At 43.1% G+C, this 22620-nt stretch carries 22 protein-coding genes and 1 pseudogene; 6 read left to right on the top strand and 17 right to left on the bottom strand.

Annotated features, from left to right (window positions below):
* Positions 1-197 precede the first annotated feature (197 nt).
* Positions 198-1121, bottom strand: coding sequence for a helix-turn-helix transcriptional regulator (locus ACFRAM_RS04835; protein ID WP_379464802.1), 924 nt, complete (start codon positions 1119-1121; stop codon positions 198-200).
* Between the two features lie 184 nt (positions 1122-1305).
* Here ACFRAM_RS04835 and ACFRAM_RS04840 point away from each other — a divergent pair, with 184 nt between their 5' ends.
* Together ACFRAM_RS04840 and ACFRAM_RS04845 are read left to right on the top strand one after the other, a co-directional pair.
* Positions 1306-2769 (top strand): DHA2 family efflux MFS transporter permease subunit, encoded by a 1464-nt coding sequence (locus tag ACFRAM_RS04840; RefSeq protein WP_379464803.1) that lies wholly within the window; start codon positions 1306-1308, stop codon positions 2767-2769.
* 59 nt (positions 2770-2828) lie between these two features.
* Positions 2829-3410 carry an LOG family protein gene (locus ACFRAM_RS04845; RefSeq protein ID WP_379464804.1) on the top strand — a complete coding sequence of 194 codons (582 nt, stop codon included), beginning with the start codon at positions 2829-2831 and terminating at the stop codon, positions 3408-3410.
* Positions 3411-3606: 196 nt separating this feature from the next.
* Here ACFRAM_RS04845 and ACFRAM_RS04850 read toward each other — a convergent pair whose 3' ends face one another.
* From ACFRAM_RS04850 to ACFRAM_RS04865, 4 genes are all read right to left on the bottom strand, one after another.
* The gene (locus ACFRAM_RS04850) at positions 3607-4545 is read right to left on the bottom strand and encodes an SDR family NAD(P)-dependent oxidoreductase (RefSeq protein ID WP_379464805.1); all 939 of its coding nucleotides are present in this window, start codon (positions 4543-4545) and stop codon (positions 3607-3609) included.
* Positions 4546-4582: 37 nt separating this feature from the next.
* Positions 4583-5182, bottom strand: a complete 600-nt coding sequence (locus ACFRAM_RS04855) for a GNAT family N-acetyltransferase (RefSeq protein ID WP_379464806.1) — start codon at positions 5180-5182, stop codon at positions 4583-4585.
* A 157-nt stretch (positions 5183-5339) separates the two neighbouring features.
* Positions 5340-5765, bottom strand: coding sequence for a GNAT family N-acetyltransferase (locus ACFRAM_RS04860; protein ID WP_379464807.1), 426 nt, complete (start codon positions 5763-5765; stop codon positions 5340-5342).
* Between the two features lie 38 nt (positions 5766-5803).
* A complete protein-coding gene (locus ACFRAM_RS04865) occupies positions 5804-6694 on the bottom strand; it encodes a LysR family transcriptional regulator (protein WP_379464808.1) in 891 nt (296 codons plus the stop codon).
* A 108-nt stretch (positions 6695-6802) separates the two neighbouring features.
* Between ACFRAM_RS04865 and ACFRAM_RS04870 the strand changes: the two genes are divergently transcribed.
* Positions 6803-7993, top strand: coding sequence for a coenzyme F420-0:L-glutamate ligase (locus ACFRAM_RS04870; protein WP_379464809.1), 1191 nt, complete (start codon positions 6803-6805; stop codon positions 7991-7993).
* A 156-nt stretch (positions 7994-8149) separates the two neighbouring features.
* Here the strand turns inward: ACFRAM_RS04870 and ptsP are convergent, their stop codons facing one another.
* From ptsP to ACFRAM_RS04910, 8 genes are all read right to left on the bottom strand, one after another.
* The gene (gene ptsP / locus ACFRAM_RS04875) at positions 8150-9877 is read right to left on the bottom strand and encodes a phosphoenolpyruvate--protein phosphotransferase (protein WP_379464810.1); all 1728 of its coding nucleotides are present in this window, start codon (positions 9875-9877) and stop codon (positions 8150-8152) included.
* Positions 9870-10142 carry an HPr family phosphocarrier protein gene (locus ACFRAM_RS04880; protein WP_379199648.1) on the bottom strand — a complete coding sequence of 91 codons (273 nt, stop codon included), beginning with the start codon at positions 10140-10142 and terminating at the stop codon, positions 9870-9872. The genes ptsP and ACFRAM_RS04880 overlap by 8 nt, the downstream gene beginning before the upstream one ends.
* A 17-nt stretch (positions 10143-10159) precedes the next feature.
* Complete coding sequence (gene tkt / locus ACFRAM_RS04885) at positions 10160-12181, bottom strand: transketolase (protein ID WP_379464811.1); 2022 nt, start codon at positions 12179-12181, stop codon at positions 10160-10162.
* A gap of 70 nt (positions 12182-12251) precedes the next feature.
* Complete coding sequence (locus ACFRAM_RS04890; RefSeq protein WP_379464812.1) at positions 12252-13691, bottom strand: PTS mannitol transporter subunit IIBC; 1440 nt, start codon at positions 13689-13691, stop codon at positions 12252-12254.
* A 53-nt stretch (positions 13692-13744) separates the two neighbouring features.
* A complete protein-coding gene (locus tag ACFRAM_RS04895; protein WP_379464813.1) occupies positions 13745-14182 on the bottom strand; it encodes a PTS sugar transporter subunit IIA in 438 nt (145 codons plus the stop codon).
* Positions 14183-14202: 20 nt separating this feature from the next.
* Positions 14203-15363 (bottom strand): mannitol-1-phosphate 5-dehydrogenase, encoded by a 1161-nt coding sequence (locus tag ACFRAM_RS04900; RefSeq protein WP_379464814.1) that lies wholly within the window; start codon positions 15361-15363, stop codon positions 14203-14205.
* Between the two features lie 17 nt (positions 15364-15380).
* Complete coding sequence (gene hxlB, locus ACFRAM_RS04905; protein WP_175371276.1) at positions 15381-15941, bottom strand: 6-phospho-3-hexuloisomerase; 561 nt, start codon at positions 15939-15941, stop codon at positions 15381-15383.
* Positions 15942-16646, bottom strand: coding sequence for a ribulose-phosphate 3-epimerase (locus ACFRAM_RS04910; RefSeq protein WP_379464815.1), 705 nt, complete (start codon positions 16644-16646; stop codon positions 15942-15944).
* A 283-nt stretch (positions 16647-16929) separates the two neighbouring features.
* Here ACFRAM_RS04910 and ACFRAM_RS04915 point away from each other — a divergent pair, with 283 nt between their 5' ends.
* Positions 16930-17679 (top strand): DeoR/GlpR family DNA-binding transcription regulator, encoded by a 750-nt coding sequence (locus tag ACFRAM_RS04915; RefSeq protein ID WP_175371274.1) that lies wholly within the window; start codon positions 16930-16932, stop codon positions 17677-17679.
* 225 nt (positions 17680-17904) lie between these two features.
* Here ACFRAM_RS04915 and ACFRAM_RS04920 read toward each other — a convergent pair whose 3' ends face one another.
* The 3 genes and pseudogenes from ACFRAM_RS04920 to ACFRAM_RS04930 form a co-directional block, all read right to left on the bottom strand.
* Entirely contained in the window at positions 17905-18492 is a 588-nt protein-coding gene (locus tag ACFRAM_RS04920) for a YdeI/OmpD-associated family protein (protein WP_379464816.1), read from the bottom strand.
* Positions 18493-18586: 94 nt separating this feature from the next.
* Positions 18587-18838: pseudogene (locus tag ACFRAM_RS04925) on the bottom strand (MFS transporter); the annotation flags it as partial.
* An 87-nt stretch (positions 18839-18925) separates the two neighbouring features.
* Complete coding sequence (locus ACFRAM_RS04930) at positions 18926-19390, bottom strand: VOC family protein (RefSeq protein WP_379464817.1); 465 nt, start codon at positions 19388-19390, stop codon at positions 18926-18928.
* Positions 19391-19492: 102 nt separating this feature from the next.
* Here ACFRAM_RS04930 and ACFRAM_RS04935 point away from each other — a divergent pair, with 102 nt between their 5' ends.
* Positions 19493-20407 (top strand): helix-turn-helix transcriptional regulator, encoded by a 915-nt coding sequence (locus ACFRAM_RS04935; RefSeq protein WP_379464818.1) that lies wholly within the window; start codon positions 19493-19495, stop codon positions 20405-20407.
* 100 nt (positions 20408-20507) lie between these two features.
* Complete coding sequence (locus tag ACFRAM_RS04940) at positions 20508-21035, top strand: ABC transporter substrate-binding protein (RefSeq protein WP_379465515.1); 528 nt, start codon at positions 20508-20510, stop codon at positions 21033-21035.
* Between the two features lie 482 nt (positions 21036-21517).
* Here ACFRAM_RS04940 and ACFRAM_RS04945 read toward each other — a convergent pair whose 3' ends face one another.
* The gene (locus ACFRAM_RS04945; RefSeq protein ID WP_379464819.1) at positions 21518-22063 is read right to left on the bottom strand and encodes a hypothetical protein; all 546 of its coding nucleotides are present in this window, start codon (positions 22061-22063) and stop codon (positions 21518-21520) included.
* Positions 22064-22620 lie beyond the last annotated feature (557 nt).

Genomic DNA, 22620 nt, shown 5'->3' on the forward strand with positions numbered 1-22620 from the left:
GTCGCGGGGATGTTTTTTAGCTAGACTTAATTTAGTAACGTGAGACTCGATTCTCACAATGCGAGCATTCCTAAGGTATCTTGAAAAATTGTAATGGGATCGTTATTCTCTTAAATGATTCACAGACACCGAAGTAAGTTCAACAACTGCAACTTTAGCTTGTCTAGAAAACTAAGATATATACTTTCACCGATTTTTTAAGTGGAATAGACTTTGTAAATACCTTCAATTCGTTTGGTTAACTCGCTTCTTACATGTTCAGGCTCGATACATTCGCATTTGTCCCCAAAGCTAAGTAAATGAGTATATCCATGGTCATTTGCAATGAAGGGGAACTTTGCTATCCACTTAGCACCTTCATAGAAACGAATGTTCTTCTCTCCACAGTACTCGCTCATATAAGGAATAAGTGATTGGTCAAAAAGCAGAGTTAAATGTATGATTTCTTTCTCCGTTATATCTAAAACCTCGTCTTCGATTTGTCTTTTCCTAAATGTATCCTGGTGAGTAACAAGAGAAGAAATGCGGGAAACTTTAAACATTCGGAACCCCCCTTTCTCTGTACAAAATCCTTGCATATACCACACTGAATTCTTCAATACTAGTCTGCATGGCTCAATAGTGAGTTCCAAAGGAGTCATACCTTCAAAAGGATCTAGATATTCAAATGTAATTAAGCGGTCCTCTTCAATTGCGGTTCTAATTTGCCCCAATTCAGGTGGTTTGACATGAGTACTTCCGAACCAAGGTGAAGGATCAATTGCTATTAGTTTATCTACCAGTTGATTTTCATCTTCCGAGATCAAAGATTTCACTTTAGCAATGGCATTCAAGACTTCATCGCTAGAAACAGTTGAATGGATACTGTTTAAGCCAAGTATTAAAACTAATATCTCCGCTTGCGTAAAGATCTTCTTCTCAAATTTGTAACGCTCCATAATACTGAAGCCCCCATTCACACCAAGGGAAGAGGTGATTGGAATTCCGGCTTTGGTAATGGTTTCGATATCTCGAAAGATAGTACGAGGAGTGACCTCAAACATGTTCGCTAATTCAGAGGAGCTCACTTTTTTACGTTCTAACAAAAGTAAAACTATCGATAAAATCCTTTCAATTTTCACGGAGATCCCCCCAAAATTTCTAATCTAATTATGACATAAAGATGTCATAGTTCCACCTGTAATATATAGAAAGTATAAAGAGGTAAGTACTAAAACGATCTATGAAGGAGCATATCTATGGAAGGGTAGAGTTAACGCAATAGTAAGTTGATATATATAATGATTAGTGGAAGGTGTGGTAAGGTTGCAAGCAATACACATTGAAGGTTCGAATGTTAAAGTCATGGAAAATCTAAAAATCATACCATTAATGATAGCATTATTACTAGCAGGATTCGTTGGGACATTTAACGAGACTGCACTGAATATTGCACTCAGTAATTTTATCGAAGTATTTTCAATTACTGAATCCACTGCACAATGGTTAACTACCTCCTACTTGCTAACTCTTGGAATTGTCATGCCATTATCAGGAGTTCTTATTCAACGATTCACGACAAGAAAACTTTTTCTTACTGCAGTCTTTATGTCATTAATTGGCGCTTTAGTTGCTGCACTTGCAGGGAACTTTCAAGTTCTTTTATTAGGGCGAGTATTACAAGCTTTTGGAACAGGCATCATTATTCCTTTAATGTATAACATCGTACTTATTATTTTTCCCATACACAAAAGAGGAATGGCCATGGGATTAGTAACTATGGTTTATACAGCAGCTCCCGCAGTTGGACCCACTGTGTCTGGCTTGATTCTTTCTAATTACACTTGGCATTGGATCTTTTGGATTTCATTCACGCTTATGATGGCTGCACTCATTGTCGGATGGATCTCTATGCAAAATGTATCACAACCCAAAAAAATAAATTTCGATGTTGTATCGTTGGTTTTGTCAACCATTGGATTTGGAGGAGTTGTATTTGGATTTAGTCAAGCTGGTGAAGGGACATCTGGTTGGCTAAGTATTGAAATATATTTGCCCATTATCATCGGGGGGTTAGGCCTCTATTGGTTTATTAAGCGCCAACTTTCAATGGCAGAACCATTAATGGACTTGAGAGTATTTTTCAAACCGATGTTTATTATTGGAAACGTGTTAATTTTCATTTGTATGATCGTCAATCTCTCAGTGACATTGCTCTTGCCAATGTTTCTAATTAGAGTTTTGCACATGGGTGCATTTTCAGCAGCGATTACTTTGCTACCAGGTGGGATTATATATGCACTAATTTCACCGATAAACGGCCGCTTGTTTGATCGTTTTGGACCGAAATGGCTTGTTAGGATCGGGACGATTTTAATGGCAGCAGGCATGTGTTCTTTTATATTTCTAGATCCAGACTCGTCCAAAATGTATATTATACTGATGCACATCATTGTCATGTTGGGCTTATTATTCGTATGGATGCCCGCTCAAACGAATGGAATGACGGCATTGCCACCTCATATGCACAAAGATGGCAATGCCGTCATGAATACCATTCCACAGATTGCAGGTGCTATCGGAATTGCACTTGCTGTTAGCATTATGACGGTGAGTTCGCGTAAGTATTCTGGTGATTTGCTCCCATCTAACCATGAGGAATTTTCAACAGGCGCATTAGTTATGGGAATTCAAAGCTCATTCATATTTTTGTTTATTGTTGCAATAGTGGGTGTTATAGCTTCACTGTTTTTGCGCAGAATACATGGAGATAGTGATCTATCAACGTAATTCAAAAAACAGTTAATTAGAAAGTAATGATTAACAAAAGAAATGGAGAAAATGTATCTATGAAATCAATCGCTGTATTCTGTGGTTCCAAAGAAGGAAGATCTGCAATTTATAAAGAAGCTGCAATAGAACTGGGTCATGAACTAGCCAGACGCGAAATCACCCTGATTTACGGAGGCGCTATTACTGGGCTCATGGGAGAAGTTGCTGATGCAGTGTTGGATAAAGGGGGCCTTGTAATTGGAGTGCTTCCTCATTTTTTACAGACTCGTGAGATTGCGCATAAAGGTTTGACTGAACTTATTATGGTCGATTCTATGCATGAACGTAAAGCCAAAATGGCTGAATTAGCAGATGGATTTATTTCACTCCCAGGCGGGCCAGGGACATTGGAAGAATATTTTGAGATATTTACTTGGGGCCAGCTTGGCCTGCATCAAAAGCCTTGTGGTTTATTGAATGTAAATCAATACTTCGATCCCATTGTATCCATGTTTAATGTTATGGACCGGGAACGTTTCATGCAACCGAACGTTCGTGATATGGTCTTAATAGATCAAACTCCGGAAGGGATACTTAATCAATTTTCAATGTATACTGCTCCTCCTGTCAGAACGTATCTCACGGAAAAACGCACTTGATTAAATGAAGCTCTCCAAACCACAGAATAGCGTTCACTAAAGTACGTACAACTCTCTATTACGTTCTAACGGGAAACGATAGCTTAAATAGCAGATTGCTAATGCAATCTGCTTTCTTTATTGAAGTAACGGGCAGGATACTTACACTGTAGGCCTTGAATTCAGGACCGTTACGTTAACGGCTTGCTACCCCGTTCTACTCTCCGATCAGCATCATACCCAGCGCCCATATCTTCTCTATGTTCTGCTCATCCGCAGCGTAAGCGGGATAGCTCTCCGATCCAAAGATATTCCTCAATTGTGCGAGGCCTGTCTCCGTTGTTGCCGGATGCATAATCTCTCTCCTGTGGTTAATGAACCGTCCAGTGACAGTCTTGAATTCGTCAGAGGTGCAGATGTGAAAATAATGATCAGCCATACCGGATGGCAGTGGGTTGGTCAGATTTTGGACCCGTGCCAGCACTCGCCACAGGGGACTCATTTTGTTAATCGTTGCTGGAGACAGCTTTACACGATTAATCTGCAGGGCATTAACGCTAATCCCTCGGCTCTTGTACTCTTCGGCCAGTTTGAAGCTCAACAGCAATAAGGCCATTTTGGAATCTCCATACCGTTTATACATACTGAACGGCCGGATGCCACGGTACTCACCGCGCAAATTATCGAACTCAATCGTCCGTTTGGGATCAAAGAAGTGTTTGATATTGGTTGTGCAGGCATGCAGAATCCTCGGATCTGGCGATTGTTCAAGCAGGCCGCGCAGCAAATGACTCATTAGCAAAGGACCAAATGTGTTGGTCGCAAAGGTCAGCTCGATATGCTCGGGGCTGAGCTTATACTCTTTTTCACCATGATTCAGGTAAGCAGCGTTATGAATGAGGATATCCAAACGGGGGTACTTAGCTATAAAAGCTGTACAGAATACACGGATGGATGCAAAAGAAGACATATCAACCTCCATGAGATCGACACTCTCGTTACTGGAAAGCCGTATAATCTCCTCCTGGACGCCCCTGCTCTGCTGCAAACTTCGACAAGCCATCACCACATGATAGCCCTCACTGGCAAACTTCAGCGTCGCCGCCCTGCCTATGCCCGAATTTGCCCCAGTAATGATCACCATTCGCTGTTCCATACCCGGCCTCCCTGACATCTTAGTTTGCCTTGGACCTCTAATCTTGAATTACCCAATTCTTTCTATCAAGCCTGTAATGATTATAGCTTTCGTTATCGATCTCAATAATCCCTTGCAATTGAAATCCGGATTTTTGGATGACTTTATTAGACGGCAAGTTAATTAAAAGTGCAATAGCATTCAGCACCTCAACGTTCGTATGTGCGAATAAATACTTGACCATCCCTTGCACGGCTTGTGTTGCGTATCCTTTACCCCTATGATCCCTGGATATTGCGTACATAATTTCTCGGCTTGAGGCCGGCAATTCATCCTTTATCCCTGAAGCGCACCATCCAATTAACTCTCCCGTCTCTTTCAAAACAATACCCAGTCGAAGGCGGAGTTCACCAACATCCCCACCTTCTGCTACAGCCTTCAGAAACTGCCCGTTCTCTGGAATTTCGTAGTGTATGAGCCATTCTTCCCGCTGCTCTTTCGCTACGTTCCAGCCTGGCAAAAATTCATGTATTTCAGGTTGCCAGGTAAGCGAATGAAATGTATCTAAATCAGCAACTATGTATTCTCTTAAAATGATGTCCTGACAGTCAATGCTAAACGTAATATCCTCTGCATGATAATGAGTATGGGTCTCCATGAAATATCTCCTTCGGGAAAATGTCCTTTTACCCATCATAATCATTTATTAGATTCTATGACTTGGCGAAAATAATTATAGCTAAACTGTACCGTTCATGAAGAAAACCTGAGTGATGCGGGGCGCCACGTTTTCAAAGGGCTTCTATACAGAGGTATTAAAGCTTTTTCTTCAGCATTACTTCATCATCCTTAATATAGCCGCTTAGTTCATAGGTTTGAATGGCTGGATTGTTGTCTCTTCCGGTTAAAATCTTAACTGTTTTGACACCACGTGTATGAAGTTGTTTTTCCAGAAAAGAAATTAAGGAAGTAGCGACTCCTTTACGCCGGGCAGATTCCTGAACATACATTTCAGTAATTTCTCCGTGAGCTTCATTGTAACAAAACGATTTCATACTTTGAGCACAGGCAAAGCCGACCACTTCGTCCATTATAGTAGCCACGGCTACCAATTCATTGTTGCTATTCAGAGACTTCATGATTTCTGACACAGAACGCTGGTCTCCACCATTGAACTCAAGATTTAATCTAGACAATGCCTCTGCATCATTTATCGATGCCAACCTTACATTAGTAGACACTCATCTCACCCATTTCCAGAATTTTTATTAGCCTAAAATCAATCCAATAACTTGTTCTTTATAATCTCAACAAATTTTGTCGATGCTGGCGATAAGGATACACTTTTCAAAAAAGAGATGCCAATACTTCGCTTCGGTATTTCCTCAGTTAATGAAACCTGATGCAATACTCCAGTATTCAAATATTTCTGGGAGAATTCCTTCGTCACACAAGCTACGCCTAAATTGATCTTGGCAAATTCCAGTAACAAATGATGTGAACCCAGTTCAAATTCGGGAGAAATTTTAATTCCTTTTGACAGCATATAGTCTTCCACATACTTTCTGGAGTTGGACTTGGATTCAAGGAAGATTAACGGCAATTTGACGACCTGATCCAGGGTGACCGTTCCTGCTAATTGGCTCTTAAATTTCTCCCCATATACAAAAATATCATGAATATCAGTGCAGGGGACTAATTCTAGTGCCGGATCTTCCAGCGGAAAATTACAAATACCAATATCCACACTGCCTGATTTAATTAGCGCACAAATCTCAAGGGTAGTGCCATTCACCATCTTGAACTTGATATTGGGGTAACGATTATGAAACTCTTCTAAGTACGGAAGTAAAAAATACTTGGAAATCGTATCGCCTACACCTATCTTCAACTCGCCAGTCGTTAAATTTTTCAATTCGAGCAGCTTTTCTTCCCCGACGTGGATTAAATTCATGGCCGAATTGGCATAGTCAAATAAGAGGCGGCCTTCATCCGTTAAAAATACACCCTTCGATGTTCTGGTGAATAGTCGAGTGTCGAGTTCCCTTTCTAATTGCATAATCCCCTGGCTGACAGCCGGCTGTGTCATATAAAGCTCTTGAGCCGCTTTGGAAAAGCTTGTGTTCCTAGCCACTGTACAAAACACTTTATATAAATCTAACTTACTCACTCCTATAAGCACCTCTTATATCACGTATTCAATATATTAATTTCATTTATACCACTTGCTGAGTGTATATTACAAATAGGAATCCAAATTATGCAAGGAGCGATTATATTGGAAAGAGTTGTCGGAACAGTTGTAAGAGGCCTTCGCTGCCCCATCATTAATCAAGGAGACAGCATCGAAGACATCGTTGTAGATAGTGTTCTAAAAGCTTCCGAAGTGGAAGGCTTCACCATTCAGGATAAAGACATCGTTACAGTTACGGAATCCATCGTTGCACGTGCGCAAGGCAACTATGCTACCATTGATCATATTGCACAAGATGTAAACTCCAAATATGGAGAAGATACGATCGGTGTTATTTTCCCCATCCTAAGCCGGAACCGCTTTGCTATCTGTCTTCGCGGTATTGCTAAAGGCGCTAAAAAAATTGTGCTCATGCTCAGTTATCCGTCGGATGAAGTAGGCAACCACTTAGTGGATCTGGACGAGCTTGATGAAAAAGGGGTTAATCCTTGGACCGATGTACTGACAGAGCAACAATTCCGCGAACTATTTGGATATAAAAAGCATACCTTTACCGGCATCGATTATATCGATTACTATAAATCATTAATTGAAGAATATGGCGTGGAATGTGAAGTCATTTTCTCCAATAATCCCAAGACTATCCTGCAATATACTAAACATGTACTGACTTGTGATATCCATACAAGATTCAGAACGAAGAGAATTTTGAAGGCCAATGGCGGAGAAAAAGTATATAGCCTCGATGACATACTGGCTGCATCGGTGGATGGCAGTGGATGTAATGAAAGCTACGGTCTGCTTGGTTCTAATAAGTCGACAGAAAATAGCATAAAGTTGTTCCCGCGCAATTGCCAACCAATCGTGGATAACATTCAGCGCAGACTCAAAGAAAAAACGGGCAAGCTCGTCGAAGTGATGATCTACGGGGATGGAGCATTTAAAGATCCTGTCGGTAAAATATGGGAATTGGCTGATCCGGTTGTATCGCCTGCTTATACAGCAGGACTTGATGGCACACCAAACGAGGTGAAATTGAAATACCTTGCTGATAACAACTTCGCTGATTTGAAAGGTGAGGCATTGCAGCAGGCTATCTCTCAATACATTAACAATAAAGAGACCGATCTGGTAGGCGCCATGGAAGCACAAGGTACGACACCTAGAAGATTGACCGATCTGATCGGCTCTTTATCAGACCTGACTTCCGGAAGTGGCGATAAGGGTACGCCAATTATCTTTATTCAAGGATATTTTGATAACTATACGAATTAACGTTTTTGGGAGCCTGTTCCCAATATATAAGACTATCCGCAAAAAAGCTGGGCACCTGTAGAGGTACCCAGCTGTACTTTATTTATGGGATATGCCACAGTGATTTCACTGAAAGGCATCGCTTGAAGTTTTATTATATGCCAAAGGAAAATGCTGTTAACTCACTGTCAGCTTCTCGTTATTTGCTTGTACAAGCGCTGCAACTTCCTGCGCAGTTGCACAGTTCAGCGCCTCTTCCGCCAATTGCTGAGCCGATTGGAAAGACAGCTTCGTCAGTTGGCTTTTGGCTGGGAGAATCGAGCTTGCGCTCATACTAAACTCATCCAATCCCAGACCGAGCAATAACGGGATTGCGATGGCATCCCCTGCCATCTCCCCACACATACCAACCCATTTGCCTTCTGCATGCGCTGCGTCAATCACCATTTTGATTAGCCGCAGTATGGAAGGATTATATGGCTGATACAAGTAGGACACCCCTTCATTCATGCGATCGACGGCAAGCGTATACTGAATCAGATCATTGGTGCCGATACTGAAGAAATCAACCTCCATGGCGAACAAATTCGCCAGAACAGCTGTTGAAGGAATTTCCACCATAATGCCTAGTTCAATATCCTCCGCAACCGGAATACCTTCACGCACCAGCGCGTCCTTCTCTTCCAATAAAATATCTTTCGCTTGTCTGAACTCATCCAGCGTAGCGATCATTGGGAACATAATCCGCAATTTGCCACTCACACTGGCACGAAGAAGTGCCCGAAGCTGTGTTCGGAATATATCCTGTCTGTCCAGACATAGGCGGATGGCCCGCAAGCCTAGAAACGGGTTCATTTCCTTGGGAAGCTGAAGATAAGGCAGCTCCTTGTCTCCGCCGATATCCAGCGTCCGGACGACAACGGGCTTATCCTCCATTTTTTCAAGGATCGTTTTGTACACATGGTATTGCTCATTTTCCGAAGGCATATTGTCTCTGCCCATGTACAAAAACTCTGTCCGGAACAATCCTACCGCTTCTCCGCCGTTCGATAGAACCGCCTCTACATCAGATAGAGAGCCAATATTCGCTGCCAGCTCTACTACATGACCATCAGCTGTTACGCTTGGCTCATGCAGCAGCCGTTTCCACTCCAGCTTCTGCGCTTCGTATGCCGCCTGCTTGTCACGATACAAAGCAACCGTTTCCTGATCGGGATTGACATACACGCTTCCTGTTAATCCATTTAAAATCAACAGGTCACCGTCCTGCACCTGGTCAATAATATGCTTGGTTCCGACAACAGCAGGGATTTCCATAGATCTCGCCATAATGGCAGAGTGCGAAGTTCTCCCTCCGATATTCGTCGTAAAGCCTTTTACATAATTCCTGTTCAGCTGTGCGGTGTCAGACGGGGTTAAGTCTTCTGCAACAAGAATGACATCTTCATGAATAGAACTGAGATCTGTCGACTTGGCATACAATAAATGGTTCAATACACGCTTGGTCACATCTCGCATATCTGCTGCCCGCTCTTGCAGATAAGTGCTCTTCATATCTTCAAACATTTTAATGAACATATTAGAAGTTTCTTGCAGTGCAAACTCGGCATTGCAGTGGCCGCTGCGAATCTGCGCTTCTACCGGCTCGATCAGTTCAGGATCACTTATGATATGCAGATGTGCTTCAAAAATTTTAGCTTTTTCCTCGCCTAGCTCCTGAAGTGTCCGCTCTTTCAGAGCTTTCAGTTCGTCCCTAGAGACGGCCAGTGCCTGATGAAAACGAGCGACTTCCGCTTCCGGATCTGGAACAGCCCGCAGTTCAATTGTTAGCTCAAGCTCTTTAATAACAAAGGCTTTAGCAATTGCTATTCCTGCGGCGGCAGCTATCCCGGATATATTATTCATGAACTGTGCCCAGCCCTTCCTGCTCAAATACCGCTTCAATAGCAGAGATCACAGCTGGCGCATCTTCTCCTGTAGCCTGAAAGGAAACATATTCTCCTGGCCCGACACCTAGTGAAAGCACGCCAAGGATCGATTTAAGCGACACATTACGACCATTAGAAGCAACAGTTACCTCTGATTGAAATTTCTGTGCTACGTTTACAAGAGCAGTAGCGGGGCGCGCATGAATGCCTTCCTTACTTGTAATAATAAATGTCTTGTTCATCCGGCTTCACTCCATCTTTATAAATTCAATAATGCCTTAGCCTGTGCAACTACATGTTCCACTGTAAATCCAAACTCTTTCATTAACCGGTCTCCCGGTGCAGATGCACCGAAAGTCGAAATCCCAAGAATAGCACCTTCTGTTCCCGTAAACTGTTCCCAGCCAAACGGAAGTGCCATTTCGATCGCAAGTCGTGCGTGAACTTCCGGATGCAATATAGCATCGCGATAAGCCTGATCTTGCTGTTTGAACAGTTCCCAACTCGGTAAACTTATGACGCGTGACAGAATGCCTTCTTCAGCAAGCACTGCCTGCGCCTGAACGGCAAGCTGTACCTCCGAGCCTGTGGCAATTAGCTGCACATGCGGCTTCCCAGTAGATACATCCGATACGATATACCCGCCCCGATTCACACCTTCAGAGGCTTGTGCTTGACTCTGCTTCAGAATCGGCAAATTTTGTCTTGTCAAAATCAATGCGGTCGGTCCTGCTTGCTTTCGAACCGCTAGCGCCCAGGCTGCAGATGTTTCATTGCCATCGGCAGGCCGAATCACCGTCAGACCAGGAATAATCCGTAAAGAAGCCACTTGCTCAATCGGCTCATGTGTTGGTCCATCTTCACCTACAGCAATACTGTCATGTGTGAACACATAGGTAACCGGAAGCTTCATCAGTGCCGCCAGTCGAATGGCCGGACGTAAATAGTCAGCGAATACGAGGAACGTTCCCCCAAATACTTTTAACCCGCCATGCAAAGCTATACCGTTCATCACAGCAGCCATAGCAAATTCACGGACACCAAAGTAAATATTCCGGCCCTCATAGCTGGAAGGAGTGAACATGGCTTGACCCTTCAGGTGCGTCATCGTCGAGCTCTCCAAATCAGCAGACCCGCCTAGTAGGAAAGGGATAGCCTGTGCCAAGCCATTTAACGCATGACCTGACGCTACTCGTGTAGATACAGCAGCATCCCCTTGTTCATACACCGGCAGTAGTTGCTCCCAGCCCTCAGGCAACCCTCCCGATATCGCCGTTTCAAGCTGGTCAGCCAGCTTTGGATAAGCCTCTTTATACGCCATAAGCAGCTGCTCCCATGCCTGGTATGCTTCGACGCCACGCTGCTTCACTTGTGCAAAGTGTTCACGGACTTTATCCGGTACATAGAACGGCTCTTCAAACTCCCATTCATAGAACTCCTTCGTTAACTTGGTTTCCTCCTGACCAAGTGGAGAACCATGCGGCCCTCCATGTCCGCCTTTCCCCTGCTTATTCGGGCTGCCGTATCCAATTACCGTCTTGACTTCGATTAAAGTTGGGTGCTCGCTGTCCTGTTGCGCCTCTTCTATGGCAGCAGTTATTCCGTTTAAATCATTCCCGTCTTCTACGAGCATGGTTTGCCAGCCATAAGCTTGGAACCTGTCCCGAACCTTCTCTGAGAAGGAAAGCCCCAACTCGCCGTCAAGCGAAATATCATTGGAATCATACAGCACGATCAGCTTACCGAGCTTCAAATGGCCTGCAAGCGATGCAGCCTCAGAGGCCACACCCTCCATCAGATCACCATCGCCGCAAATCGCATATGTGAAATGATCGATAATCGGGAATTTTTCTTTATTATACGTCGCCGCCATATGCGCCTCGGCTGCAGCCATGCCGACAGCCATGCCAATCCCCTGACCGAGGGGGCCTGTCGTTGCATCAACCCCAGGTGTGTGCCCATACTCCGGATGTCCCGGAGTTTTGCTGCCCCATTGCCGGAACTGCTTAATCTCGCTAAGCGGAAGATCATAACCGCATAGATGCAGGAGGCTGTACAACAGCATTGATCCATGTCCTGCTGATAGTACGAAGCGGTCACGATTCAACCAGTCCGGCTGACCCGGATGATGCTTCATAGTGTTGGCGAATAGCTGATAACCCATAGGTGCTGTCCCCATCGGCATACCCGGGTGCCCTGAATTAGCCTTCTCTATCGCATCGATCGCTATCGTGCGGATTGTTGCAATCGAAAGCTCATCTATTGACTTATGTTGACTCATGCAATTCAACCGTCCTCTTCTCAAAATATCCTTGTCTTCATGACAATCGTAGCGTCAAATAACAAACAGCTTACACTGTAGTTCCTTTATTCTTCTCAACCGTCTCAAGCAGTTCTCTTAAACTTGGATCATCAATATAATTGCTGATCGTCACAATGTTCTTGCCCTTATGTCTGAGCAGCGCTCTTTCGTACAAGTCCTTATGAACAACAATAATATCGGAATCATCCGGTACGTCTTCGATTCTGAAATGCTTGACCTCAATACCGGTAATGTTTTTCTTTTGCAGTCTCTTTCTAAAGGTGGTAGCCCCTAAGGCACTGCTTCCTGCTCCGGCATCACATGCAAAAGAGATCTTGTTAATTTCTGTTGTAGCAGGTGCATCCGTTACAATCTCATTAAGCAGTTCCTTACCTTCAGCTTTCATGGCTTTGGATTTTTCCAGAGAGCTGCTGAAGCTTTCCTCATCATCAGACTTATTGTCCAGTTTCAAAATAATAGAGGTGATCACAAAAGAAACAATTGTCGCAGCAAGCACGCCCAGAAGCATGCCGAGGAAGCTTCCTTTTGGCGTTAACGCCAAATATGAAATAAAAGAGCCTGGACTTGGTCCTGCTACCAGACCGGCATGAAACAGATTAAAGACTGTAATACCTGTCATGCCGCCTGCAATCATTGCAATAATCGTCAGCGGTTTCATTAATACATAGGGGAAGTACAATTCATGAATCCCGCCGAAGAAGTGAATAATAATAGCGCCCGGTGCTGTTTTTTTCGCTGCCTTTTTCCCAAAAAATGAAAACGCAAGCAGAAGGCCAAGACCTGGTCCCGGGTTGGAGGCTACTGTAAAGAAAATGGATCTGCCTGAGCTTAACGTATCCTGCATGCCAAGTGGATAATAAATGCCTTGATCGATAACATTATTCAGGAATAATACTTTGGCCGGTTCATTAATGAGAGACAGCAACGGCAAGTAGCCGCCGGCAACCATGGCTTTAATCGATGTTGTGACAAAGGCATTTGCACCCTCGATCACCGGACCAATTACATAGTAAGAGAACACCATTAATATAAAGCCCAATATTCCGATAGAGAAATTGTTAATGATCATTTCAAAGCCCGCTGGCATTCTGTTCTCCAGGCTTTTATCGAATTTCTTAATGACCCATCCGCCCAGAGGACCAATAATCATAGCCCCTAAAAACATGGGTATATCGGATCCGACAATAAGACCAATGGCCCCGATTGCACCCATTACCGCACCCCGATTGCCTGCTACCATTCTTCCGCCGGTAGATGCAAGCAATAAAGGCAGTAAATACGTGATGGCCGGACCGACGATTTCCGCCAATTTCTCATTTGGGAACCAGCCCGTGGGAATAAATAGCGCGGTCAAAATCCCCCAAGCAATAAACGCACCAATATTAGGCATAACCATGTTGGTCAAAAAACCGCCTACAACTTGAATCCGTGCACGTATTGATGATTTCTGCTTTGCAACACTGGACATTGGAATCGTCCCCTTAGTTCAAATTTTCTGCTGCTCAACACCATTTGCAGGTGTTATTCCACTTCTTCGATGAGGGATATTAATTCCGTCTCACTGCTTACTTGGAGCAGCTTCACCATTACATCCTCGTCTATCAGCATAGAGGAGAGATCTGTAATAAGCTCCAAATGTCCTGTACTATCCTCAGCTGCAAGTACAAACAACAAGCTTACTTCCTTACCTTCCGGGAATAACACTGGTGTTTCCAGTTTCAAAAAGGACATTCCTGTGGCATTAATATTGCCTGTATTCTTAGCATGTGGCATAGCAATACCCGGTACGATCACGATGTACGGACCATTCTTATGCACATTATCTATCATGGCCTGGACATAAGCAGTTGTAATGGCGCCTTGATCCAGTAATGGCTTAGCCGCTATTTGAATGGATTCTTCCCAGCTATGAACCGATTGAAGGAATTTAGTATTATTTTTCAAAAAATGACTTAACATGATGTTTAGCCCCTCTTCATTCATTTGGATACAGCTGTCAATGCAGAAACATGCTGTCTAATGACTTCCTGTACTTCCGGCTCGGTAATGTGTGAAAAAGCTGCCAGAGCGCTTATCAAACCTTGTTCTGATATATAGTCTTGCAGCTCTACCGCCTCTTCATCCTTCGTATTGCGGAATAAATAACCGGCGGCAATCACTTTGGCAAGCTGGCTGTAAGGAAGACCTCGCTTATACAACTCAGTCACTGGTTTTACAAGCCGCTCATCCTGACCAAGCTTCCGAATCGGGGACCTGCCAACCCGAAAAATATCATCGCTCACCTGTTCGTTTCTGAAGCGTTTACATGTTGTTTCGATAAAACTTTGTAATTCTTCGGCAGACTTGCCATAGGCTGCTTCAAAATAACGGGCCACCTCATACATCGCCCCCTGAACCGTAGCTTCGATGTCCGGATGAGCAAGCGCACGCTGGATAGTCGGCTCGTTATACAGGTAACCAAGGTAGGCTGCTGCGGCATGACCCATATTTACGATAAATAGCTTTCTCTCAATATAGGGCGTCAAATCATCTACATAAATGACTTTATCCAATAAAGGCAAAGAATGATTCAGCATCTCCGAACGATTAATGATCCATTCAAAAAATGGCTCAACCTGAACCAACTCCCCCTCATTAGTTCTTCGGGATAATGCAAGCCGGTCGACCGCCGCATTAGGAAAGCCTGCAAACGAAAGGATCGTTGCCATTTCTTCTGCAGAGGCAAGCCTTTCAATTTCCTTACGCAAGGTCGTCGAAGCGTTGATTGCATTTTCGTTAGCAATGATATCTATTGGGCCCTTGCGAAGTTCTGCTCTGGAGAGCAGAGCCTTGAACAGAATATTGGCAACCTTAGACAGATTCGGAACACCTACAGAAAGCGTAATTAGGTCGGCTGCTCCAATATTCGCAATGACCTCTTCCTCTTGTGTTATGCTGTTAAGCGCTGACACCGGCGAGATCACTTCAATCGTATGATCCGCATCGAGAAGTTCAACCTTATAGCTATTCGTTTTGTTGATGGTGTCGATCATCTCTGGATTAACATCAACAAAGCATACCTCAAACCCGGCTTTGCTAAGCACATTCCCTATGAAACCTCGGCCGATATTACCGGCACCAAAATGAACCGCCTTCATCATAAGCCCCCTTCTACCTCTTATTCCAGGTTGGCATGGTACTGCCACAGAGCGTGCATATCGACATTGTTTTCTTTGACAATCATTAATGAGATCGTGTCGCCAAGTAACAACAGACTCTGCTCAAACAGGCTGGTCATCGGTTGAATCGACGGGATTTCACCTGGCAAATTCAGCTTTGTGCTAACGGGAATTCGTACAAATATATCAGCATACTCTCTCATGGAGCTCTGCGGGTTAGCTCCGATATGTGCAACGGTTGCTTTGAATTGCTTCGCCTTCTTGGCAATGATAAGCGGGAAGGCCGTCTCTCCACTGCCAGATCCCACAATGAGCAAATCATTTTCCGTAATCGCCGGCTCCGTAATTTGACCAACTACGAAGGTGTTCACACCGAGATGCGCTAATCGCTTGGCAATCGACTTTAGGGACAACAGTACTCTGCCAACACCTACAAAGAAAACTTTATCCGCCTTTTTGATCGCGTCTGCCAACTGCTCCACCTGCTGAGGCTCGATACTGATCAATGTCTCGGAAAGCTCGTTAGCAATGGCCTTGGACACCTCATTGAATGGACTCATTTACTTCACCCCCGCTTGAAGTCCTTGATGAATTGCTTCCTCAACCAATACTTTGTTGTCAGCCAAGCTGCGGTGTGGGATAAACAAACTGGTTGAGCCCGCGACCAAAATATCCGCTCCTGCCTCTACAAGTGCAGGGATCGTATCCAGGGACACCCGACCATCCACTTCAATTTTTGTGTTCAGCTGCTTCGCTTGGATTAGTTGCTGCAACTCCTCTACCTTCTTCACAGCATAAGGCACTTGCTTCTCATTCTTGTCTGTTGCAAAGCCTGGATTAATAAGCATCAGCAGCACTACATCACATTCCGGCAGGATATGATCCAGCACAGACAACGGCGTAGAAGGATTTAAGGCTACCCCTGCTTTAATGCCACTTTTTTTAATAAGTTGGAGACAACGATCAACATGTATACCGCTTTCAACATGAAAAGTAATTTGTTGTACCCCGATATTGATCATCTCTTGGATAAAAAATTCGTTATTATTCGACATAATATGAACATCAAAATTCATATCTGTAATTTTGCGGAGCTGCTTGATTGTATCGATTCCCAGCGGCATGCTTGGGCTGAAGCTTCCATCAATAACATCAACATGCAAAGTATCCAGTCCGACCTTCTCGATTTCTTTAATTCCACTTTCCAGATTGCAAAGATCCGCACACATGATAGATGGTGCAATTGTGATTGCTCTTTTGCTCATGTTTATGTCTCCTTTTATGCGTTTATATGCTTCTTTGTACGAGTATAAAACAAAAAATATGCGCAGTAAAGCGTTTATTTTCGAATTAAATAAGATAACAATTATAAACACGCATAAATTAGCTAATCTTTTTATCGCATCATGCATATAAACCGCAACAAAAACGTCAATTCAGGTGAATGAACCAGGCATAATAATGATAAACATGCAAAACAAGGACCTATTTATTGCAGTTTTTTTGAAAATTGTGCTACACTAAAAAGAAAAGAAGGGTACGGACTACATGTTAAAAGAAGAACGTCAGCAAAAAATCGTGCAGATTTTAAACACTGAGCACAAGGTCATCGCCAGCGATTTAAGTAAACGCTTAAACGTATCTGAGGATACTATCCGCAGAGATTTGAAGGACCTTGACATACAAGGGCTTGTCAAACGAGTTCATAGCGGTGCACTCCGCATAGGCCCGCCTGTTGAGGATTTTTCCACGAGGCAAAATGTTTCCAGTGACTTGAAGACGAAGCTGGCACTCAAAGCGCTGGATTATATCAAAGACAACATGGTCATTCTTATTGATGGAGGAACGACCAACCTGTATCTGGTGAAGCAGCTTCCATTAACATTAAAAGCTACTATTATTACCAATAGCCCGCCTATCGCGATGGCCTTGTCCAACCATAATTCAGTAGAGGTGATTATGATAGGCGGCACCTTGTTCAAGGAGTCCATGGTCAATTTAGGTATTGATACCGTAGAAACACTCAACACAATGCGCAGCGATCTATACATTATGGGCGTCTACAACATTGATCCGTATATCGGCATTAGTGTTCCTAGTCTGACCGAAGCGTTGGTCAAACGAAAAATGATATCTATTTCCACCGAGGTGCTGGGAATGGTAACATCTAATAAGCTGAATACGATTTCGAATCATATTGTATGTCCGTCCAACCAGTTGACTTATCTCGTTACAGAGCATGTGCATCCCGAAATTACGGGATTGTATGCTAATCAAGGTATCATTGTGACGGAATAGTTACCCTCCGGTGTACTCCCCGACAAATTGTACATGATTGTATTAACATGTAATTGAGCATACCAAAAACCTCCTTATACGAAGATAACTATATCTCTTCTTTGTACAAGGAGGTTTTTACGTATTGAACAGAAGAACTTATCCTTTAAAAGTACACTCATAAAGAACACAAACAGTACCACCCTATCCGGGCAGCCCTGTCTGCGTGCAAATGTTGCAGCTATTTTATTCCTCTTCCTCCACGATGTAATTTAGTAGACGTCCATTATCATTCCATTGGCCGTACATTTTGTTTTCTCTCGTATTGGTTATGAATTTGTCTAATCTGTTGTTAAACAATTCTGGCTGTTTCTTATTGCTTTGTATCGTGTCGATCCGGACTCTTTTATAAAGCTCTGGAAAGGCCATGAAATGATCGTATACTTGCTTTTCCTCTTTTAATCTTTGCTCTATATCTTCATCTATTTTGAAAGAATCGTAATCCATATCAGGAAGAACCTTTCTTCCTTCGTCTGTCATGAGTCCCAGCCTTTCGAGGCGGCGGACACGTTCTTTATTCAATTCAGTCCATGAGCTTTTTTGGCTTCGGGGTGACAATCTCTGAGCCAGCTCCGTTTCAGATATTTTCTTCTTGACTCCATCAATCCATCCAAAGCACAAAGCTTCCTCGACCGCGTCCAAATATAAGAGCGTATCCGATTTGGGCGTCATACTGACCAAGACCCAACAGCATTTTTCAGTCCTACTATTCTCCTGTAGCCAGAACCTCAGCTCTTCTCTCGATTTTACGGGAGTCAAATGATCCATTTCCATATATAAAAAGAAACTCCTCTCCACAGTTATCATATATCGGTTAATTCACGCTTGCTTTCTCAACATGCGCATTGGAAATGGCTGTTTTTATCATGATCAGTATGAAAGCAAGCAATAAAAGCATAACCGCTCCAGACAAGCTAGTATAAGCATACACCAAATTAGAGATAGCAAACATCAGGATAGAGGAAAGTAAGATTGCTTTTCGATTCATGCCGGATGCAAGTAAGGTTAGGAATGGGCCCGAAATCGCAACGATTAACGCAAATGCACTGACAAGGTATCCGGCCTCCGAGGGCGCTATATGAAACTTTTGAGTGATTTGGGGAAGAACTCCGATCAGCCCAGCGAAGAATAGCTATTTTTCATAAATCGTGCCTCCATCGGTATAAAAAAATGGCCTTCAGCTGGAAGACCATTTTTCAGAAGTGAGTTACTGTTTGTTGGCTATTACTTGATCTAGGAATTTATCCGCGTCACTATTAAACTTCCAGTTGACCCCGAACTGATCAACCAGCGTTCCAAAGCACGAAGACCAAGGATAATTGGATAACGGCATGGTGACATGGCCGCCAAGGGACAAAGCATTAAAGTATTGCTCCAGTTTTTGCTTATCGTCAATGACCAGACTAATCAGAATATTATTCCCTTGCACCAGCTCACCTGTTACCGCCTTCATGGAAGGCAGAATGTCCGACATCATAAGCTTCCCGCCTGCGAATTCGATGGAAGACTCCATGATCATATTTAACTCATTTTCCGGCATTGGGTAGTTTGGATCTTGCGGAATATCCCCAAATTTCACTTTCTTTACTTCAATTGCACTTAAAGCCTCCGAATAAAATTCAATCACTTCTTCTGTGATTCCATCAAAATTCAAATATGCAATAGCTGACATAAAGTAATCCCTCCTTCTTATGATAAATGTAGTATAATCTACAAAAGGTGACAACTATATGTCACCGTTCTCAGATGATGTAGAGAAATAAGAGGAGGAAATATGGACAAGGTTGAGCGACTTATTTCTATAATAATGATTTTGCTGAAAAAAAATATCGTTTCGACTAGTGAATTCGCGCAATTATTTAATGTTTCCAAAAGAACGATTCTTCGTGATATGGAAACACTGAGTCTATCAAACATCCCGATCTATGCTACCCATGGAGTTAATGGCGGCTACGGTATTATGGATGAATACAAAGTTGATAAACGTCTTTTAAGCAGCACCGACTTAGAGAATATATTAACTGCGCTAGGCGGATTGGAACAAATTCTAATTAGCGAAGAAGTTGAACTTACTATAAAAAAAATAGAAGCGATGGTTAGCCCCTTATCTCTGAAAAGTTCAATTCAACTGTCATTTTATGATTGGGAGGGGCGTTCTGAGATCCTTCAAACCTTGAGGGCATGTCAAGAAGCCATATTAATGAGAAGGTTAGTTTCATTTGATTATATAGATAAGGATGGCGCTACGTCGAATAGAATTGTCGAGCCCTATCAGCTTCATTTTAGCGAAAGAAGTTGGTATCTGAAAGGATTCTGTTTAGATCGTATGGGGTATAGAACGTTTAAATTATCCCGGATCGATAAGCTTACTATGGATGAAAAAACATTTAGCCCTAGGGATGATTTGTTGGAACAAGTGCAACAAGCAAGTTATCAACCGCAGCTAGTCGCCATTAAGGCATTGATTTCGCCTGGCATCAAAGATCAATTCATTGAAAGATACGGTCGGAAAAGTATTGAAAACTATAGTGCTGAATTTTTATTAGCAACCATTTATGTTCCTCAAAACAGTACGGGATTTCAATTTTTAGCAAGTTTCGGCACCAATCTAACCATCCTAGAGCCCAAAACATATGTTGAAGACTTTCGAAAATATTTAAAGAAAATGATGGATAATTATTCCAGATGATAGCAGAGGGGATGAATTCTATTTCAACCGCCGCTTTAAGCAGACGGAGGGCCTAACGCCTGGACAATTTGTCCGCAACTATGAGAATAAACCAGCTAATATTTGTGCTTTAACCTGTCTTGGGCATTTACTCGCACTTGGCATCCGTCCCACTGCAGCCGCAAAGAATTTGACCAACAGACCCTACTTGCGAAACCTTATTCTGGATATTCACCGGGTGAACAATATTCCTTATCAACTGGAAGAGATCGCCGAACTACATCCGGAATATATACTGGTATCGAACGAACAGGAATGTGAAGAGCTGTCAACCGTTGCATCTACGATGATCTTCTCACAGAACGACCATAAACCAATGACTTTACTGGCGATGCTTGGCGATGCTTTTAACAAACAGAGGATGGCGCAGCAGCTTATTATGCAATATGAACAGAAAGCTGAACGTCACAGAACCGAAATACGGAGATTCATATCCAAGGAAGAAACGGTGTCAGTTATCGAAATACGCACCGATTCCATTTATGTGTTTGGCAACTTCTGGTGCCGTGGAGCTTATAATTTATACGATGGGCTTCAGAACGCTGGAGAAGACTTTCATTTGGAAGCAGTTAAAGGCTGTGCAAAATAATCGTGTCTATTCCATAGATCCGGAGCATTTGCTGTCAGCGACCCCATCTCCATGCATAGCCAAATGGACGTGCAGATGAATCTCCTGCTTGCTCGGTAGTTAGGAAACAATCTGGCTAAAGATTCTCTTTACTCTATAAAACGAAACCAAGATCATGCTAAAAAGCCAGCTATAATAGCTGGCCTAATTTGTATTGTGAGGATGTAGGTTAGAGCATAGATTTATAACGTAGACTGGATGAACACCGTAAACGTAAAATAGTCCCCACCTAACGATCAGATGGAGACTACTTCACACTTACTAGGTGAAACCCTTCTGCTTTGCGCCAATGGCGGTTGTGCCTATCCGAAGCCCGACCGTCCCTGTTGCGCCAACTACGGTGGCCGAGTTAGTTCGTGTGTGCGACGGCACTTATTTCAACCAATTGCTCAGGGGACGCAAGATAGGTCACGCCGATGAGACTGCCGGGATATTTTCACTAGCTATGAGAGGCGGATACTCCGAATGATAAGTTCAATAGTATCCTTGTTTTGCTCGTAAACGTCCTTCGTCATATGGATGTTCCCGCCTAAAGCTCTTGTATTGTATCCAAGATCCCTTAATTGATTCTGATCAAACACATAATAAATGGAGATCGTATCTTGATCCTCACTGGTATATTTCTTACCCTTTAATCCGGTTTGCGTGACAAAGTCTTCTACAACAGCATTACCTGCGGGGTCCCAAGACAGTGTTCCTTCTTGGCCAGACAAAGATATTTTTTGTTCAGGATCGTTCTCAACATTTATAACAATTCCTGCATCAGGTATGGCTTCTCTCGATTCGGTAGCTTTGTAATTTTCAGTTCCTTCAACCCTGTAATCCCAATTATCGGGAATACCCACACTAAAGTTAAAACGTGAATTGCTGTGCGTAATAAAATTTTGTGGTGTTGAAAACTCTTCAACGATTTCATTGGATTGACAGGCTGACAGTCCAAAAACTGTGAATATCAGTAGAATGAGCTTTTTGAATTTAAGTCGCCTCATTATTAATCGCTTCCTTAACTATCGTTCTTAAAGTGGTGTGCCGAATTCGACAAGCGTATTTCGGGCAGATCGTTGTCTATGTTTATCAACAAGCTCTCGAGAAGAAGCCGTTATTCGACATTCTTTAGCATCTCAAGATATCCGCCTAAACTGTTATTACTAATTCCTACTACAGGTCTGCCCATTTGAGATGCTTGTCATAGGAAATCGCAACAGTCGAGTAAATAAATTACTTGTCATTCCAACAACTCACTTTTCTACTTGTGGAGTCGGTTATCTAGCACCGTCTGAATGATTTGACGATCTGAAAGATCACTGAGCAAAGAAGCAAATCGATATGGTTGTAGGCTGTAAATTGTTTAAAAGTGAACATTCACTTACCTTTGCACCAAATTAAACATTGAGCAGGGACATGGTAGTGACCATTCTTGGACGATTGGCAGAAATGGATGTTGCAGCTTATACGTACGACCAGGGCGAACCATGTTCCGAAACGTTAGTAACGAGTGTAGCAATGGACCCGGCGACGCGAAAAAGCCGTCCGGTGCCGGACGAGC

Source organism: Paenibacillus sp. NPDC056722, assembly GCF_042790635.1.
GTDB classification, from domain to species: domain Bacteria; phylum Bacillota; class Bacilli; order Paenibacillales; family Paenibacillaceae; genus Paenibacillus_AQ; species Paenibacillus_AQ agri.

Bases quoted from the DNA above. Each gene is read 5' to 3' on its own strand.
- ACFRAM_RS04930 (WP_379464817.1), bottom strand. From the start codon at position 19,390: ATGTCAGCTATTGCATATTTGAATTTTGATGGAATCACAGAAGAAGTG.
- ACFRAM_RS04900 (WP_379464814.1), bottom strand. From the start codon at position 15,363: ATGATGAAGGCGGTTCATTTTGGTGCCGGTAATATCGGCCGAGGTTTC.
- ACFRAM_RS04890 (WP_379464812.1), bottom strand. From the start codon at position 13,691: ATGTCCAGTGTTGCAAAGCAGAAATCATCAATACGTGCACGGATTCAA.
- ACFRAM_RS04855 (WP_379464806.1), bottom strand. From the start codon at position 5,182: ATGGAGACCCATACTCATTATCATGCAGAGGATATTACGTTTAGCATT.
- ACFRAM_RS04895 (WP_379464813.1), bottom strand. From the start codon at position 14,182: ATGTTAAGTCATTTTTTGAAAAATAATACTAAATTCCTTCAATCGGTT.
- ACFRAM_RS04880 (WP_379199648.1), bottom strand. From the start codon at position 10,142: ATGAACAAGACATTTATTATTACAAGTAAGGAAGGCATTCATGCGCGC.
- hxlB (WP_175371276.1), bottom strand. From the start codon at position 15,941: ATGAGTCCATTCAATGAGGTGTCCAAGGCCATTGCTAACGAGCTTTCC.
- ACFRAM_RS04915 (WP_175371274.1), top strand. From the start codon at position 16,930: ATGTTAAAAGAAGAACGTCAGCAAAAAATCGTGCAGATTTTAAACACT.
- ACFRAM_RS04945 (WP_379464819.1), bottom strand. From the start codon at position 22,063: ATGAGGCGACTTAAATTCAAAAAGCTCATTCTACTGATATTCACAGTT.
- ACFRAM_RS04920 (WP_379464816.1), bottom strand. From the start codon at position 18,492: ATGGAAATGGATCATTTGACTCCCGTAAAATCGAGAGAAGAGCTGAGG.
- ACFRAM_RS04910 (WP_379464815.1), bottom strand. From the start codon at position 16,646: ATGAGCAAAAGAGCAATCACAATTGCACCATCTATCATGTGTGCGGAT.
- tkt (WP_379464811.1), bottom strand. From the start codon at position 12,181: ATGAGTCAACATAAGTCAATAGATGAGCTTTCGATTGCAACAATCCGC.
- ptsP (WP_379464810.1), bottom strand. From the start codon at position 9,877: ATGAATAATATATCCGGGATAGCTGCCGCCGCAGGAATAGCAATTGCT.
- ACFRAM_RS04850 (WP_379464805.1), bottom strand. From the start codon at position 4,545: ATGGAACAGCGAATGGTGATCATTACTGGGGCAAATTCGGGCATAGGC.
- ACFRAM_RS04935 (WP_379464818.1), top strand. From the start codon at position 19,493: ATGGACAAGGTTGAGCGACTTATTTCTATAATAATGATTTTGCTGAAA.
- ACFRAM_RS04845 (WP_379464804.1), top strand. From the start codon at position 2,829: ATGAAATCAATCGCTGTATTCTGTGGTTCCAAAGAAGGAAGATCTGCA.